Here is a 15,360-nt window from a genome sequence, read left to right as displayed (position 1 = left end):
GCCCTTCCTGCCGGGCCTCGACCGGCCTTTCGACCGCCGCGCCGACAGGGATCCGGCCGGGCGGGGCGCCGCCCTCCGGTCAGCCGCGCCGCAGGAGCCGGGACGCGCCCGCCGCCACCGTCGTGGCCAATATCCACCCCAGCAGCACGAGGGCCGCCGCCGTCCACTGCCAGCCGCCCTCCAGCAGCCAGTAACCGTCCTGCCCGAGATCGATCACCGGCACCAGCAGATCCAGCGCGTACAGCGCGGGATTCCACTGCGGATGCTCGCTCCCCTTGATCGACTCCGGGCGGTACTGCGAGAAGGCCACCGCCCCCGCCGCCCACAGCACCGCCATCCAGACCAGGGCCCGCCCCGGCCGGTAGCCGTACGCCACCGTCCAGTCCTGCAGATAGCCCCAGATCCTCCCCGCGGGCGGCAGCGTCTCGCGCCGGCGCCGCTGCTTGGCCAGCAGCACCTCGCGGGCGTCCGCGTCCTCCCCGCAGCTGCGGAGCACCGCCGCGAGACGCTCGTACGGCTCCGGGACGTACTCCGGGGTCGCGGCCAGCACCCACTCCAGGCGCCGGGAGAGCGGGAAATGGCCGTACGGGACGAGGTTCTCGTACACGAAGCCGCCCATCGCCAGGCCGCCCGGGCCCGGCCAGCTGGTCGACACGTCGATCAGGGTGACCACCTTCGCGCCGTTCAGCACGACCCGGCCCTCCCTCGGGCGCTCCGCGTTGAAGCGCAGCTCGGGCGTGACGATCCGGCGCAGCGAGAGCTCCTCGCGGTCGGCGAGCACGAACCGGGCCTTGTGCAGGTCCACCGCGTCCCCGAACCGCCCGTCGTCGAGCCGCACCGCGCCCCGGCACTCGAAGACCTGCGCCCGCGTCCCGCGCGCCGGACCACCGCCGCGCGCGACACCGAACGGGGGAGTGGTGCCCTGGTTCCCCGTGTCGATGCTCACCCACGCCTCCGTCATGTACAGCGTGCGCTCCACGCTGAGCTGCGGGGCGTTCAGGGCCCGCCGCCCGTCCGTGGCGCGCAGCCGGCTGCCGCGCAGGCTCAGCGAACCGCCGACCTTCGCCCCGCGCAGGCTCAGCTCGCCGCGCGTCTCGATCATCTCGGCCTGCAGGTCCTGCGCCACCGACATCCCGTCGCCCACGAAGGCGCGGCCGCGCCGGTCGGGGCCGATGCCGATCTGGTTGATCAGGAGGTCCGTGCCGATCTGGGCGTCGGTGAGCCGGACGCCGCGATCGATCCGGCACCGCGGCAGATGCAGATCGCCCTCCGTGTGGAGCCGGGCCGCGTCCAGCCTCGGCACCGCGCAGCCCACCATCCGCAGCGTGGTGAAGTGGCACTCGGGCAGGACGACCTCCTGCTCGAAGCGGCAGCCCGTGAGCTCGACGTACGGAGACACCCGGCCGCCCGCCAGGTCCAGCTTCCCGGTGATCCGCAGGCCCCGGAGCTTCAGCGCGGCCACCCGCCCCGGCCGCGCGGGAGGGCCGTCGAGGAGCAGGCGCGCCACCGTGCGCGCGCCGACACTGCGCTCGGGGCCCCAGATGTGCGGGGCGAAGGGGTCGTCGCGCACCGGATCGTGGACACGCAGATCGTAGGTCGTGCCGTTCCGGAAGGACTGCCACATACCGAGCTCCGCGGCGCTGAGCCCGTCGGGGATCTCGCCGTCGTGCGGTTCGGTCACTGCCTCACCTCCGCCTGCGCGGTCCGACCCGCGCTTCGTACAGTCGTTCTTCCCTCTGTGTGACCACGTGAACGCTAATGGTCAGCAGTGACAGCCGGGACATGTATCAGCCAGTGATACGGGCGACCGGACGGCTGAACCGGTCTGAGAGAATTGCGGTGTGATCTCTCGAATCGATCTGCGCGGTACCGCCCTCCCCGAGGGCGGCGCCCTGCGCGACCTGCTGCCCCGTGCCGAGTTCGACGTGGAAGCCGCCCTGGAGACGGTGCGGCCCATCTGCGAGGACGTACGCCATCGTGGCTCGGCGGCAGTGATCGAGTGGGGGGAGAAATTCGACGGCGTCCGGCTCGACTCGATCCGGGTCCCCGCCGGCGCTGTCACCGGGGCGCTGGAGCAGCTCGACCCCGCCGTGCGCGCCGCCCTGGAGGAGTCGATCCGCCGCGCCCGCCTCGTCCACCGCGAGCAGCGCCGCACCACGCACACCACCCAGGTCGTACCCGGCGGCACGGTCACCGAGAAGTGGGTGCCCGTCGAGCGCGTCGGGCTCTACGTCCCGGGCGGACGCTCGGTCTACCCCTCGTCCGTGGTCATGAACGTCGTCCCGGCCCAGGAGGCCGGCGTCGAGGGCATCGCCGTCGCGTCCCCGCCGCAGAAGGAGTTCGGCGGCCTGCCGCACCCCACGATCCTCGCCGCCTGCGCCCTCCTCGGCGTCGACGAGGTGTACGCCGCCGGCGGCGCCCAGGCCGTCGCGATGTTCGCGTACGGCACCGAGGACTGCCTGCCCGTGAACCTCGTCACCGGCCCCGGCAACATCTACGTCGCCGCCGCCAAGCGCCTCCTCAAGGGCCGCATCGGCATCGACGCCGAGGCCGGACCCACCGAGATCGCGATCCTCGCCGACGCGAGCGCCGACCCGGTGCACGTCGCCGCCGACCTGATCAGCCAGGCGGAGCACGACCCGATGGCCGCCGCGGTGCTCGTCACCGACTCCGAGGAGCTGGCCGCCGCCACCGAGGCCGAGCTGACGCCGCAGGTCGCCGCGACCAAGCACGTCACGGACCGGATCGAGCCCGCCCTGGCCGGCCGCCAGTCCGCGATCGTCCTGGTCAACGACCTGGAGGACGGCCTCAAGGTCGTCGACGCCTACGCCGCCGAGCACCTGGAGATCCAGACGGAGAACGCCGCCGCCGTCGCCGACCGGGTCCGCAACGCCGGTGCGGTCTTCGTCGGCCCGTGGTCGCCCGTCTCCCTCGGCGACTACTGCGCCGGCTCCAACCACGTCCTGCCCACCGGCGGCTGCGCCTGCCACTCCTCGGGCCTGTCCGTGCAGTCCTTCCTGCGCGGCATCCACATCGTCGACTACACCCGCGACGCCCTCGCCGAGGTCACCCACCACGTGGTGACCCTCGCCGAGGCGGAGGACCTCCCCGCCCACGGCGCCGCGCTCAAGGCCAGGTTCGGCTGGAAGGTTCCGCAAGCGTGACCGACGAAAGCACCACCAACGCGTGGGACAGCCTCCCGATCCGCGACGAACTGCGCGGCCAGTCCCCGTACGGGGCGCCCCAGCTCGACGTGCCGGTCCGGCTGAACACCAACGAGAACCCGTACCCGCTGCCCGACGCGCTCGTCGACCGCATCGCCGAACGGGTCCGTGAGGCCGCCCGCGACCTCAACCGCTACCCCGACCGTGACGCGGTGGAGCTCCGCACCGAGCTCGCCCGCTACCTCACGCGCACCGCGGGACACGAGGTCACCACGGCCCACGTCTGGGCGGCCAACGGCTCCAACGAGGTCCTCCAGCAGCTGCTGCAGACCTTCGGCGGCCCCGGGCGCACCGCCATCGGCTTCGAGCCCTCGTACTCGATGCACGCCCTGATCTCCCGCGGCACCGGCACCGGCTGGATGTCCGGTCCGCGCAACGAGGACTTCACCATCGACGTCGAGGCCGCGAAGAAGGCCATCGCCGAGTACCGCCCCGAAGTCGTCTTCATCACCTCGCCCAACAACCCGACCGGCACCGCCGTGGACGCGGAGACCGTCGTGGAGCTCTACGACGCCGCCCAGGCGGCCGGGCCCTCGATGGTCGTCGTCGACGAGGCGTACGGCGAGTTCAGCCACAGCCCCTCACTGCTCCCGCTGATCGAGGGCCGTCGCCACCTGGTGCTCTCGCGCACCATGTCCAAGGCCTTCGGCGCCGCCGGCCTGCGGCTGGGCTACCTCGCCGCCGACCCCGCCGTCGTCGACGCGGTCCAGCTGGTGCGGCTGCCGTACCACCTGTCCTCCGTCACGCAGGCCACCGCGCTCGCCGCACTGGAGCACACCGATACGCTGCTCGGGTACGTCGCGCAGCTCAAGAGCGAGCGCGACCGGCTGGTCGACGCGCTGCGGGAGTCCGGCTTCGCCGTCACCGACTCGGACGCCAACTTCGTCCAGTTCGGCCGCTTCGCCGACAGCCACACCGCCTGGCAGCAGATCCTCGACCGGGGCGTCCTGGTCCGGGACAACGGCGTACCGGGGTGGCTGCGGGTCTCCGCGGGAACCCCGGCAGAGAACGACGCGTTCCTCGATGCGGTGCGCGAACTGAAGAAGGAGCACGACGCATGAGCCGCGTAGGCAGGGTGGAACGGACCACCAAGGAGACCTCCGTGCTCGTCGAGATCAACCTCGACGGCACCGGCAAGGTCGATGTCGCGACCGGGGTCGGCTTCTACGACCACATGCTCGACCAGCTCGGCCGGCACGGGCTCTTCGACCTCACGGTCAAGACCGAGGGCGACCTGCACATCGACTCGCACCACACCATCGAGGACACCGCCCTCGCGCTCGGCGCCGCCTTCAAGCAGGCGCTCGGCGACAAGGTCGGCATCTACCGCTTCGGCAACTGCACCGTCCCGCTGGACGAGTCGCTCGCCCAGGTCACCGTCGACCTCTCCGGCCGCCCCTACCTGGTGCACACCGAGCCGGAGAAGATGGCTCCGATGATCGGCGAGTACGACACGACGATGACCCGGCACATCCTGGAGTCCTTCGTCGCCCAGGCGCAGATCGCCCTGCACGTCCACGTCCCGTACGGCCGCAACGCCCACCACATCGTGGAGTGCCAGTTCAAGGCGCTGGCCCGCGCCCTCCGTTACGCCAGCGAGCACGACCCGCGCGCAGCCGGCATCCTTCCGTCCACGAAGGGCGCCCTGTGACCGGCCTCAACACCGTTCTGATCATCGTCGGCCTCTTCCTGGCCGGCGGCGTCTACTCCTTCTGGAAGCAGGGCATGCCCAAGGGCGTCGTCGTGCTCCTAGGGATCGGATCCGTGATGTGCCTGGTGGCGGGCATCATGCGGATCCAGGGAATCTGGGACTGAGGTAGAGGACTGTGAGCGACAAGAAGAAGGTCGTCGTCTTCGACTACGGCTTCGGCAACGTCCGTTCCGCCGAGCGGGCCCTCGCCCACGTCGGCGGGGACGTGGAGATCACCCGCGACTTCGACACCGCGATGAACGCCGACGGGCTGCTCGTCCCCGGCGTCGGCGCCTTCTCCGCCTGTATGGCGGGACTGAAGCAGGCGCGCGGTGAATGGATCATCGGCCGCCGGCTGTCCGGCGGGCGTCCCGTCATGGGCATCTGCGTCGGCATGCAGATCCTGTTCGAGCGCGGCATCGAGCACGGCGTCGAGACGGAGGGCCTCGACGAGTGGCCCGGCACCGTCGGACCGCTGAAGGCCGACGTCGTGCCCCACATGGGCTGGAACACCGTCGAACCCCCCGAGGGATCCCAGCTCTTCGCGGGCCTGGACGCCGAGGCCCGCTACTACTTCGTGCACTCCTACGCGGCGCACGACTGGTCCCTCGAAGTGACCAACGACAAGATCCGTGCCCCCAAGGTCACCTGGGCCACGCACGGAGAGCGGTTCGTGGCCGCCGTGGAGAACGGCGCGCTGTGGGCCACCCAGTTCCACCCCGAGAAGTCCGGCGATGCCGGCGCCCAGCTGCTGACCAACTGGATCGAGACGCTGTAATGCCGAAGCTTGAACTGCTCCCCGCCGTAGACGTCCGCGACGGACAGGCCGTCCGCCTCGTGCACGGCGAATCCGGCTCCGAGACCTCCTACGGCTCCCCGCTCGAGGCGGCCCTCGCCTGGCAGAGCTCCGGCGCCGAGTGGCTGCACCTCGTCGACCTGGACGCCGCCTTCGGCACCGGCGACAACCGCGCGCTGATCGCCGAGGTGGCCGGAGCCATGGACATCAAGGTCGAGCTCTCCGGGGGCATCCGCGACGACGCCTCCCTGGAGGCCGCCCTCGCCACCGGCTGCCGCCGCGTCAACCTCGGCACCGCCGCGCTGGAAACCCCCGAGTGGGTCGCCAAGGTCATCGCCGAGCACGGCGACAAGATCGCCGTCGGCCTCGACGTCCGGGGCACCACCCTGCGCGGCCGCGGCTGGACCCGCGACGGCGGCGACCTCTACGAGACGCTCGCCCGCCTCGACTCCGAGGGCTGCGCCCGCTACGTCGTGACCGACATCGCCAAGGACGGCACGCTGCAGGGCCCCAACCTCGCCCTCCTGCGCGACGTCTGCGCCGCCACCGACAAGCCCGTCGTCGCCTCCGGCGGCGTCTCCTCGCTGGCCGACCTCCGCGCGATCTCCCTGCTCGTCCCGGAAGGCGTCGAGGGAGCCATCGTCGGCAAGGCGCTGTACGCCAAGGCGTTCACCCTGGAAGAGGCCCTCAAGGCGGTCGCCGGATGACGGACTCCGTACGCCGCCTCTCCTCGGGCGGCCCCTGGGAGGAGAAGTTCGGCTATTCCCGGGCGGTCCAGCTCCCGAACGGCCTTGTCCTGGTCTCCGGCTGCACCTCCGTGGTCAACGGCCAGATCTCCGCTGGCGGTCCGTACGAGCAGGCCGTCGCCTCCTTCCAGGTCGCCTTCGACGCCCTGAAGCAGGCCGGACTCGGCCGCGAGGACGTCGTCCGCACCCGGATGTACATCACGCACGCCCGCGACGTCGACGAGGTGGGCCGCGCCCACAAGGAGCTGTTCGACGACGTCCGCCCCGCGGCCTCCATGATCATCGTGTCCGGCTTCGTCGACCCCTCCCTCGTCGTCGAGGTCGAGGTCGAGGCCTACCGGGCAGGTGAGCGATGACCCTCGCCGTACGGGTCATCCCGTGCCTGGACGTCGACCAGGGCCGCGTCGTCAAGGGCGTCAACTTCCAGAACCTGCGCGACGCGGGCGACCCCGTCGAGATGGCCAAGCTGTACGACGCCGAGGGCGCCGACGAGCTGACCTTCCTCGACATCACCGCCTCCAGCGGTGACCGCGAGACGACGTACGACGTGGTGCGCCGCACCGCCGAGCAGGTCTTCATCCCGCTCACCGTCGGCGGCGGGGTCCGCACCCCCGACGATGTCGACAAGCTGCTGCGCGCCGGGGCCGACAAGGTCGGCGTCAACACCGCCGCCATCGCCCGCCCCGACCTGATCCGCGAGATCGCCGAACGCTTCGGGCGCCAGGTCCTCGTGCTCTCCGTCGACGCCCGGCGCACCCCCGAGGGCACCTTCGAGGTGACGACCCACGGCGGCCGCAGGGGCACAGGCATCGACGCCGTCGAGTGGGCGCACCGCGCGGCCGAGCTCGGGGCGGGCGAGATCCTGCTCAACTCGATGGACGCGGACGGCACGAAGGACGGCTACGACACCGAGATGATCAAGGCGGTACGGGCCCACGTCACCGTCCCCGTCATCGCCTCGGGCGGCGCGGGCCGCCTCGCGGACTTCCCGCCGGCCGTCGGCGCCGGCGCCGACGCGGTCCTCGCAGCGTCGGTCTTCCACTTCGGTGACCTGCGGATCTCCGAGGTCAAGGGTGCCCTGCGCGAGGCCGGGCACCCCGTTCGCTGACACAGGCAGGGAGATCGCCGGTCGCGAAGACCGGCGATCTCGCCGATGTCCGCCCGGTGGGCGCGCCGACAGAGTGGCGCCGTCAACAACATGACGGCGCCACCACGCGGTGCTCCCCCGAAGGCCCCAGGACGACGGGGCGGCCGGCTGCCGCGGTGTGGTTCGCCACAACCGAGAGGATCCCCCCTCGTGCAGCAGCACCTCCCCTCCGGCGACATCTCCCCGCGCCGCCACCGGATGTCCAAGAGCCGCTCCCGCACCGTCAAGTTCGCCGTCGCGGCGGCGGCCGCCACGGCCGGTCTGGTCACGGCGCTGATGCCGGGCGCGCAGGCCGCCGACAATCCGTACGAGCGTGGTCCGGCGCCGAGCAATTCGAGTATCGAGGCGAGCCGCGGCTCGTACGCGACGTCCCAGACCACGGTCTCCTCACTGAGTGTCAGGGGCTTCGGCGGCGGGACGATCTACTACCCGACGTCCACGTCGGACGGGACGTTCGGCGCGGTCGTCATCTCGCCCGGCTTCACCGCCTATCAGTCGAGCATCGCGTGGCTGGGTCCGCGTCTGGCGTCGCAGGGCTTCGTGGTGTTCACCATCGACACCAACACCACGTCGGACCAGCCGGCCAGTCGCGGTGACCAACTGCTCGCCGCGTTGGACTACTTGACCGAGGACAGTTCGGTCCGTACCCGGGTGGACTCCTCCCGGCTGGGTGTGATGGGGCACTCCATGGGCGGTGGCGGCACGCTGGAGGCCGCGAAGGACCGTCCGTCGCTGAAGGCGGCGATCCCGCTGACCGGCTGGAACCTCGACAAGTCCTGGCCGGAGGTGCAGACCCCGACGCTGGTCGTCGGGGCGGACGGTGACACCGTCGCGTCCGTCGCCTCGCACTCGGAGCCGTTCTACAACTCGCTGCCGGGCTCGCTGGACAAGGCGTACCTGGAGCTCCGGGGTGCCACCCACTTCACCCCGAACACGTCCAACACGACGATCGCGAAGTACAGCATCTCGTGGCTGAAGCGCTTCATCGACAACGACACCCGCTACGAGCAGTTCCTCTGCCCGATCCCGTCGACGAGCCTGACGATCGCCGAGTACCGGGGCAACTGCCCGCACACCTCCTGACCGACAGAACCTGGGGCCGGACCGCGTGCACGCGGCCCGGCCCTTCGTGCTGCCGCCCGCCCGCCGCCCGTCGGCCGGCCGCGGGATCCGGAGCGAAGACCGGCGATCTCGCCGATGACCGCGTGGGGTGCCCGGCGCGAGAGTGGCGGCAGGTCGATGAAGGACGGCGCTACCGACGCGGTGCACTCCCGAAGCCCCTGGACGACGGGGCGGTCGGCGGTCCCGATGCGGTTCCGCCACAATCGAGAGGAATCCTCGTGCAGCAGCACCTCCCCTCCGGCGACATCTCCCCGCGCCACCACCGGATGTCGAAGAGCCGCTCCCGCACCGTCAAGGGCGCCCTGGCGGCAGCGGCGGCGACCGCCGGTCTGCTCACCGCGCTCGTCCCCGGCGGAGCCCAGGCCGCCGACAATCCGTACGAGCGTGGTCCGGCGCCGAGCAATTCGAGTATCGAGGCGAGCCGCGGCTCGTACGCGACGTCCCAGACGTCCGTGTCGTCGCTGAGCGTCAGAGGGTTCGGCGGCGGGACGATCTACTACCCGACGTCCACCTCGGACGGGACGTTCGGCGCGGTCGTCATCTCGCCCGGTTTCACCGCCTACCAGTCGAGCATCGCGTGGCTGGGTCCGCGTCTGGCGTCGCAGGGCTTCGTGGTGTTCACCATCGACACCAACACCACGCTGGACCAGCCGGCCAGTCGCGGTGACCAACTGCTCGCCGCGTTGGACTACTTGACCGAGGACAGTTCGGTCCGTACCCGGGTGGACTCCTCCCGGCTGGGCGTGATGGGGCACTCCATGGGCGGTGGCGGCACGCTGGAGGCCGCGAAGGACCGTCCGTCGCTGAAGGCGGCGATCCCGCTGACCGGCTGGAACACGGACAAGACGTGGCCGGAGGTGCAGACCCCGACGCTGGTCGTCGGGGCGGACGGTGACACCGTCGCGTCCGTCGCCTCGCACTCGGAGCCGTTCTACAACTCGCTGCCGGGCTCGCTGGACAAGGCGTACCTGGAGCTCCGGGGTGCCACCCACTTCACCCCGAACACGTCCAACACGACGATCGCGAAGTACAGCATCTCGTGGCTGAAGCGCTTCATCGACAACGACACCCGCTACGAGCAGTTCCTCTGCCCGATCCCGTCGGCCAGCCTGACGATCGCGGAGTACCGGGGCAACTGCCCGCACTGATCCGGGGGCGACCGGGGCCGGACCGCGCGTACCGCGGTCCGGCCCCTTCGCGTCGCCGGGTCCTCAGCCGCGCGAGAGGAACGCCGTGATGGCCTCGGCGAATCCGGGATCGCGCACCGCCGTCAGGTGGTCGCCCGGCACCACGGTCAGCTCGGCCCCTGCGATCGCCGAGGCCAGCACCTCGGGCCGGTTCGCGAGGGGATCGCTCGCACCGGCCAGGACCAGCGTGGGGACGACGATCCGGTCCAGCGGGAGCGCGTCCCGGTGCACCGCCCGTATCTGCGCGGCCAGCGCCAGCCGGTCGCCGCCCGCCGTGTCGGCCAGCACCCTGAACGCCCGGGTCCGCTCCGGGGCGTCCGCCGCGTCGTCGGCCGTCAGCGCCGCCGACACCAGTTCGGGCGGCATCACCCGGGTGTCCAGGCCGCCCACCTCCACCGCGCCCGCACCTATGCCCCCGGCCACCAGGCGGCTGACGCGCGCGTCCTCCGCCGCGGCCAGGACTGCCACCACCGCGCCCATGGAATACCCCACGAGATGCACCTGGTCCGCGCCGATGCGGTCGATGAGCAGACGCACGTCACGGGCCATCAGCGACTCGCCGTAGTGGGTGTCGTCGTGCGGCCGGTCCGACTCGCCGTGACCCCGCGCGTCCAGGGCGTACACCCGGCGGCCCCGCGCCACGAGCGCCTCGACGACACCGGGGCCCTCCCAGTTCAGCCGGGCGTGCGCGGCGAAGCCGTGCAGCAGGACCACCGGGGGCAGGGCGCTGTCCGGCTTCCGCGACCAGGACCAGTAACGCAGGGTCAAACCGTCGTGTGTACGCAATTCATCAGTCATGCACCGACGTTACGGGCGGCCGCCGCCGAACGGGCCGGGACTGTGCCCCGGCACAGCACGGACGCCGTTCCGTTGGGAGCCCGCACCGCTCCGGGCCGACCGGGAACAGGGAGCGGACGCGAGCCTTCCGACGCTGTTTACGCGGAAGTAACGTGAGAGCGTGACCCCATCGACGACCGTGCACAGTCCGCTCCGGCTGTACGGCCGCAGCGGTGAACTGGCCATCCTGGAAACCCTGTTGGGGCGGCTGCGGGCAGGGGACGGCGGAGCGCTGGTGCTGACCTCGCCGCCCGGCCTCGGCCGTACCGCCCTGCTGCGGCAGGCCGCCGCCCACTACCTCGGAAGGCACGGCGGCCCCGTCCTGTACGCCGCCGCGGCCCCCACCGAACAGCGACTGCCGTACAGCGGGCTGCACGCCCTCCTCTGCTCCGCCCCCGGCCCGCTGCCCGTCACGCCCGACACCATCCTGGGCTCCGGGATCACCCCGGGCGGCCTGCTGGGCCTGCTGCGGGGCCTGGGGGCCGAACAGCCCCTACTGGTCTGCGTGGACGACGCGCACGCCTGGGACCCCGACTCCCGCGCCGCACTCGGCTTCGCCGCCCGCAGGCTCGGCGCGGGCAGCCGGGTCGCGGTGGTGATCGGCGCGGCCGACGAGACCGCCTTCGCCGGGCTGCCCGCGCTGCGCCTCGGACCGCTCGACGACGACGCGGCGACCGCGCTCCTGGACCGGCTCACCGACGGCACGGCCGATGTCGACCCCGTCGTACGAAGCGAACTCCTGCACGAGGCGGCGGGCAACCCACGGCTGCTGGCCGGACTGGTCGGCCGTCTCACCCCCGGGCAGCTGGCGGGGCGCACCGCGCTGCCGTACCCGCTCCCCGGCGCCGAGGGTGTCCTCGACGCCCACGCCGAGCACCTGGACGGCCTGCCCCCCGACACCCGCGCCCTGCTCCTGCTGGCCGCGGCCGCGGAGGAGCACGAGCCGGACGGGGCCGGAGCCGACGCCGCCCTGCTGCTGCGGGCAGGCGCCCGGGCCGGGCTGGCGACCGTGCACCTGGACCGGGTGCTCTTCGCGCCCGCCGGCACCGCCGGGGCGCTCCAACGTGCGGGCAGTCGCGTGCACTTCAGTCATCCACTGCTGCGCCGCGCGGTCCTGCACCGGGCGCCGCCCGGCCGCCGCCGGGCCGTGCACGAACTGCTCGCCGGGCTGCTCACCGGGCCCGGCTCGGCCCCGCTGCCCGCGCTCGTCCAGCTGGCCTGCGCGGCGCCCGGGCCGGACGCCGCGCTCGCCGGACAGCTGGAGGCCGCGGCCACCGCCCCCCGCCCGCACGGCGAACGGTCGGCTGCGCTGGCCCGCGCCGCCGCGCTCTCCACCGACGAGGAGCTGCGCGCCGCACGGTTCGCCGCCGCCGCCGAGCAGGCGCGGCTGGCCGGCGACACCGGCCGGGCCCGCGCCATGCTGGCCCGCGTCGGCCCCCACCTCGCCGGAGGCGCCGCAGCCTACGTACGCGGCATGCTCGCCCTGCGCGACGGACCGGCCACCGACGCCCGTGAGGCCCTCCTGACCGCGGCGGAGCTGCTCGCCCCGACCGATCCCCGCCGCACCCTGGACGCCCTGTTCGGCGCGGCGGAGGCGGCGTGGGACATGGGGGACGCCATCGCGTACCTGGACGCCATGAACCGCGTCCCCGTCACCGCCGCCGACCGGTCCATGGCGCAGTACCGCGCCGGGATGTGCGCCGTGCTCGCCGGGCACCCCGACCGGGGCCACGCCCTCCTGCGGTGCTGCCTCGACTCCGCAGACCGTGCCGAGGACGCCGACGAGCTCCTGCGGGCGGGCGCCTCGGCCCTCGTGCTCGGTGAGGTCGACGCGGCCTGCCGGGCAGGGGCCCGCGCCCTCGCCGTCGTACGCACCCGGGGGCCCGAAGCCCTGCTGCCGCACGCCCTGGAGCAGCTCGCGTACGCCGAACTGCGCTCCGGGCAGCACGCCAGGGCCCGGGCCCACGCGCTGGAGGGGCTGCACGCGGCCCGCCGTACCGGGCAGCAGAACTCCGCCACCCATCTGCACTCCGTGCTCGCGCTCGCCGCCTCGGTGGAGGGGCCCGCCGAGGCGTGCGCCGCCCATGCCGACGCTGCGCTGGCCGGGGCGGGGCCGCACGGTCTGGCCCAGGCCGCCATGCTCGCCACCTGGGCGGTCGCCCGCGCGGACCTTGCGGCCGGGCGGCCCGGCGAGGCGGCGGCCCGGCTCGGTCCGCTGGTCAGGCCGGGGCCGGGGACGGGGCACTTCGCCACCCGGATGCTCGCCGTGCCGTGCTACATCGAGGCGATGGTGCTCTCCGGCCGTGCCGACGACAGGGCCGGTGAACTCGCGGTGGCCGTGGAGGAGTTCGCGCTGTGGACCGCCCGGACGACCGACCCCCAGGTCCCCGCCCAGCTGGCCCGCTGCCGCGCCCTGCTGGCGCCGCCCGGGAAGGCCGCCGCCCGGTACGAGGAGGCGCTGGCCCACCACGACCGCGCGGGCGGCGACTTCGAGCGCGCCCGCACCCAGCTCCTCCACGGCCAGCTGCTGCGCCGGCTGCGCCGCACCCGTGAGGCCCGCGGCCCGCTGCGCGACGCGCTGGTCGCCTTCGAACGCTGCTCGGCCCGCGTCTGGGCCGAACGGGCGGGCGGGGAGCTGCGGGCCGCCGGTGAGGCGGTGGACGTGCCGGACCAGAGTGGCCCCGGGCCGCTGGCCGGACTGACCCCGCAGCAGCAGCGGATCGCCCGCTGTGTCGCGGAGGGCGCCACCAACCGTGAGGTGGCGGTGCGGCTCTCGGTGAGCCCGCGGACCGTCGACCACCATCTCCGCAACGTCTTCGCGGCGCTCGGGGTCAGGTCCCGGACCGAGCTGGCGAGGCTGCTGGACCGCTAGGGCCTCTCCCTCGGATCGGGCCGGCCCGGCCCGGCGGGGCGAGGTTGCAGGACCGTGATGAGAAGAACCGCGCATACCTCTAGGTACCGACCGGGCGGTATGCCATTCTGCGGTCGTCAGGATCGATCGGTGTGCGCCCGCCCAATGCCGGGCCGGGCACACACCGGGGCCGGCCCAACTCGGCCGGCCGATTCCCGGTGGAGGCCGCCATGCCACAGGTCGTACGTTCACGGATCAGGGCGCTGCCCGGACCGCCCCCCGTAGCGCCGTTGCCGCACCGCGTCCGCTCCCTGGCCGACCGCGAGGCAGTGGCGGTGCTCCACCGGGCGGCCCGTGGGCTCCTGGATGCGCTGCCGGAGCTCACGGACCGGCTGGTCGAGGCCTTGCGGGAGCAGGAGCCCGCCTACCGCGCCGCGATGGAGACCGAGCCCACCGAGATCTGGCAGGAGGTCCACCACTCGCTCCGGCACAACGTCGCCTCCCTCATCCAGCCCCGGGAGTTCCGTGAGGCCGCCCACCGCACCTCCCGCTGGATCGGCGAGAGCCGGGCCGAGCAGGGCGTACCGCTCGACGCGGTCATGCACGCCTTCCGGATGGGCGGCGCGATGGTCTGGCAGGACCTGATCGACGACACGGCCCGGCGCCACCCCGAGGACACCCGGCTGCTGGTCCATGTCGCCGCGGACGTCTGGAACTTCGTCGACGAACACTGCGGCGTGGTGGCCGAGGCGTACCGGCAGGCGGAGCGGCGGCTCTCCTGGCGCCGCGAGAACCAGCAGCGCCTGATGACGGCGGCCCTGCTGGACGGCACCGCCCGGATCGCCGACCTGCCGGACGCCGCGGCGATGCTGGGCCTCCCGGTGCAGGGGCGTTACGCCGTGCTGGCGGTCGCCGGGGCCCGCCGCGCCCCGCACGGCACCGGGCGTGCGCCGGTCGCCCTGGCCGAGGGGACGCCCGCACTCTGGCACTCGGCGGGGGAAGTGGAACTGGCGGTCCTGCCGCTGGGGACCGTCCCGGTGGCCGCCGAGCCGGAGCCTCCGGGCGACGGCGACGGCGAGGAGGCGCCCGCCTCCGCCTCGGTGTCCGACGGTGAACTCTCCGCGCTCGCAGCGGGCCTGACGGCTCCTCCGGGATCCCGCGTCGGCATCAGCTCGGTGGTCGACGGGCTCGCCTCCGTCGGTGACGCCCGGCGCCTCGCCGAGACGGCGCTGCGCACCTGCCCGGCGTCCGGCGGCACCGTACTGCTCGACGAGCACCTGCCCGCCGCGCTCGTCGTCTCCTCGCCCGGCCTCGGGACGGCGCTCGCCGACCGGGTCCTCGGGCCGCTGGACCGGCTCGATCCGGCGGACCGGGACGTGCTCATCGAGACGCTGACCGCGTGGCTCGACTCGGACGGCTCGGCCCAGCGGGCCGGAGCGAAGCTCTACTGCCACCGCAACACGGTGCTGAACCGGCTGCGGCGGTTCGAGCAGCTGACGGGCCGCTGCCTGACACGGCCGTCCGACGCCGTCGAGGTGTCCCTGGCGCTGGCGGCACGACGGCTGCTGCCGGGCTGAGGGCGGCTGCCCACGGCGGCGGGGGCGCCTGGCCTCGGGGGCGGTACTTCCCGGGCCGGGGGCCGCCGACTGTGCGGGGGCACAGTCCTTCCCCGGGCGGGCTGTACCCGCGCCGCGCCCCGTCCCGGCCCCCTGTGCCGCACCCGCCCCGGCTGATGCCATGACGGGCATGTCTTCAGCTGC

14 protein-coding genes are annotated in these 15,360 nt (G+C 73.3%); 12 read left to right on the top strand and 2 right to left on the bottom strand.

Annotation, left to right across the window (positions count from 1 at the left end; translation table 11 throughout):
• Positions 1–79: 79 nt before the first annotated feature.
• A complete protein-coding gene (locus ACIQM3_RS22550; RefSeq protein ID WP_401626966.1) occupies positions 80–1,681 on the bottom strand; it encodes an oxidoreductase in 1,602 nt (533 codons plus the stop codon).
• 160 nt (positions 1,682–1,841) lie between these two features.
• On the opposite strand from ACIQM3_RS22550, the gene hisD reads away from it, so the two are divergent.
• The 10 genes from hisD (at position 1,842) to ACIQM3_RS22500 (ending at position 9,873) form a co-directional block, all read left to right on the top strand.
• A complete protein-coding gene (hisD, locus tag ACIQM3_RS22545; protein WP_401626965.1) occupies positions 1,842–3,164 on the top strand; it encodes a histidinol dehydrogenase in 1,323 nt (440 codons plus the stop codon).
• The gene (locus ACIQM3_RS22540) at positions 3,161–4,285 is read left to right on the top strand and encodes a histidinol-phosphate transaminase (protein ID WP_401626963.1); all 1,125 of its coding nucleotides are present in this window, start codon (positions 3,161–3,163) and stop codon (positions 4,283–4,285) included. The genes hisD and ACIQM3_RS22540 overlap by 4 nt, the downstream gene beginning before the upstream one ends.
• On the top strand, positions 4,282–4,875 hold the full coding sequence (hisB, locus tag ACIQM3_RS22535; protein ID WP_031098999.1) for an imidazoleglycerol-phosphate dehydratase HisB: 594 nt from the start codon (positions 4,282–4,284) through the stop codon (positions 4,873–4,875). The genes ACIQM3_RS22540 and hisB overlap by 4 nt, the downstream gene beginning before the upstream one ends.
• Positions 4,872–5,039, top strand: coding sequence for a hypothetical protein (locus ACIQM3_RS22530; protein ID WP_401626961.1), 168 nt, complete (start codon positions 4,872–4,874; stop codon positions 5,037–5,039). The genes hisB and ACIQM3_RS22530 overlap by 4 nt, the downstream gene beginning before the upstream one ends.
• Positions 5,040–5,050: 11 nt before the next feature.
• Entirely contained in the window at positions 5,051–5,692 is a 642-nt protein-coding gene (gene hisH / locus ACIQM3_RS22525) for an imidazole glycerol phosphate synthase subunit HisH (protein ID WP_401626959.1), read from the top strand.
• Positions 5,692–6,417: a bifunctional 1-(5-phosphoribosyl)-5-((5-phosphoribosylamino)methylideneamino)imidazole-4-carboxamide isomerase/phosphoribosylanthranilate isomerase PriA gene (gene priA / locus ACIQM3_RS22520; protein ID WP_104789850.1), complete on the top strand. Its 726-nt coding sequence runs from the start codon at positions 5,692–5,694 to the stop codon at positions 6,415–6,417. The genes hisH and priA overlap by 1 nt, the downstream gene beginning before the upstream one ends.
• Positions 6,414–6,812: a RidA family protein gene (locus ACIQM3_RS22515; RefSeq protein WP_401626957.1), complete on the top strand. Its 399-nt coding sequence runs from the start codon at positions 6,414–6,416 to the stop codon at positions 6,810–6,812. Before priA ends, ACIQM3_RS22515 begins: the two co-directional genes overlap by 4 nt.
• Positions 6,809–7,564 (top strand): imidazole glycerol phosphate synthase subunit HisF, encoded by a 756-nt coding sequence (gene hisF / locus ACIQM3_RS22510; RefSeq protein ID WP_401626955.1) that lies wholly within the window; start codon positions 6,809–6,811, stop codon positions 7,562–7,564. The genes ACIQM3_RS22515 and hisF overlap by 4 nt, the downstream gene beginning before the upstream one ends.
• 189 nt (positions 7,565–7,753) lie before the next feature.
• On the top strand, positions 7,754–8,686 hold the full coding sequence (locus tag ACIQM3_RS22505) for an alpha/beta hydrolase family protein (protein ID WP_401626953.1): 933 nt from the start codon (positions 7,754–7,756) through the stop codon (positions 8,684–8,686).
• Between the two features lie 257 nt (positions 8,687–8,943).
• Complete coding sequence (locus ACIQM3_RS22500; protein ID WP_401626952.1) at positions 8,944–9,873, top strand: alpha/beta hydrolase family protein; 930 nt, start codon at positions 8,944–8,946, stop codon at positions 9,871–9,873.
• Between the two features lie 63 nt (positions 9,874–9,936).
• Here ACIQM3_RS22500 and ACIQM3_RS22495 read toward each other — a convergent pair whose 3' ends face one another.
• Complete coding sequence (locus tag ACIQM3_RS22495; protein WP_401626950.1) at positions 9,937–10,710, bottom strand: alpha/beta fold hydrolase; 774 nt, start codon at positions 10,708–10,710, stop codon at positions 9,937–9,939.
• Positions 10,711–10,870: 160 nt separating this feature from the next.
• Between ACIQM3_RS22495 and ACIQM3_RS22490 the strand changes: the two genes are divergently transcribed.
• Together ACIQM3_RS22490 and ACIQM3_RS22485 are read left to right on the top strand one after the other, a co-directional pair.
• A complete protein-coding gene (locus tag ACIQM3_RS22490; RefSeq protein ID WP_401626948.1) occupies positions 10,871–13,621 on the top strand; it encodes an AAA family ATPase in 2,751 nt (916 codons plus the stop codon).
• A 209-nt stretch (positions 13,622–13,830) separates the two neighbouring features.
• Entirely contained in the window at positions 13,831–15,177 is a 1,347-nt protein-coding gene (locus ACIQM3_RS22485) for a PucR family transcriptional regulator (protein WP_401626947.1), read from the top strand.
• The last annotated feature ends 183 nt before the right edge of the window (positions 15,178–15,360 follow it).

Source organism: Streptomyces sp. NPDC091271 (genome assembly GCF_044757505.1).
Classification (GTDB): Bacteria; Actinomycetota; Actinomycetes; order Streptomycetales; family Streptomycetaceae; genus Streptomyces.
This window is presented reverse-complemented; position numbering and strand designations above follow the sequence as displayed.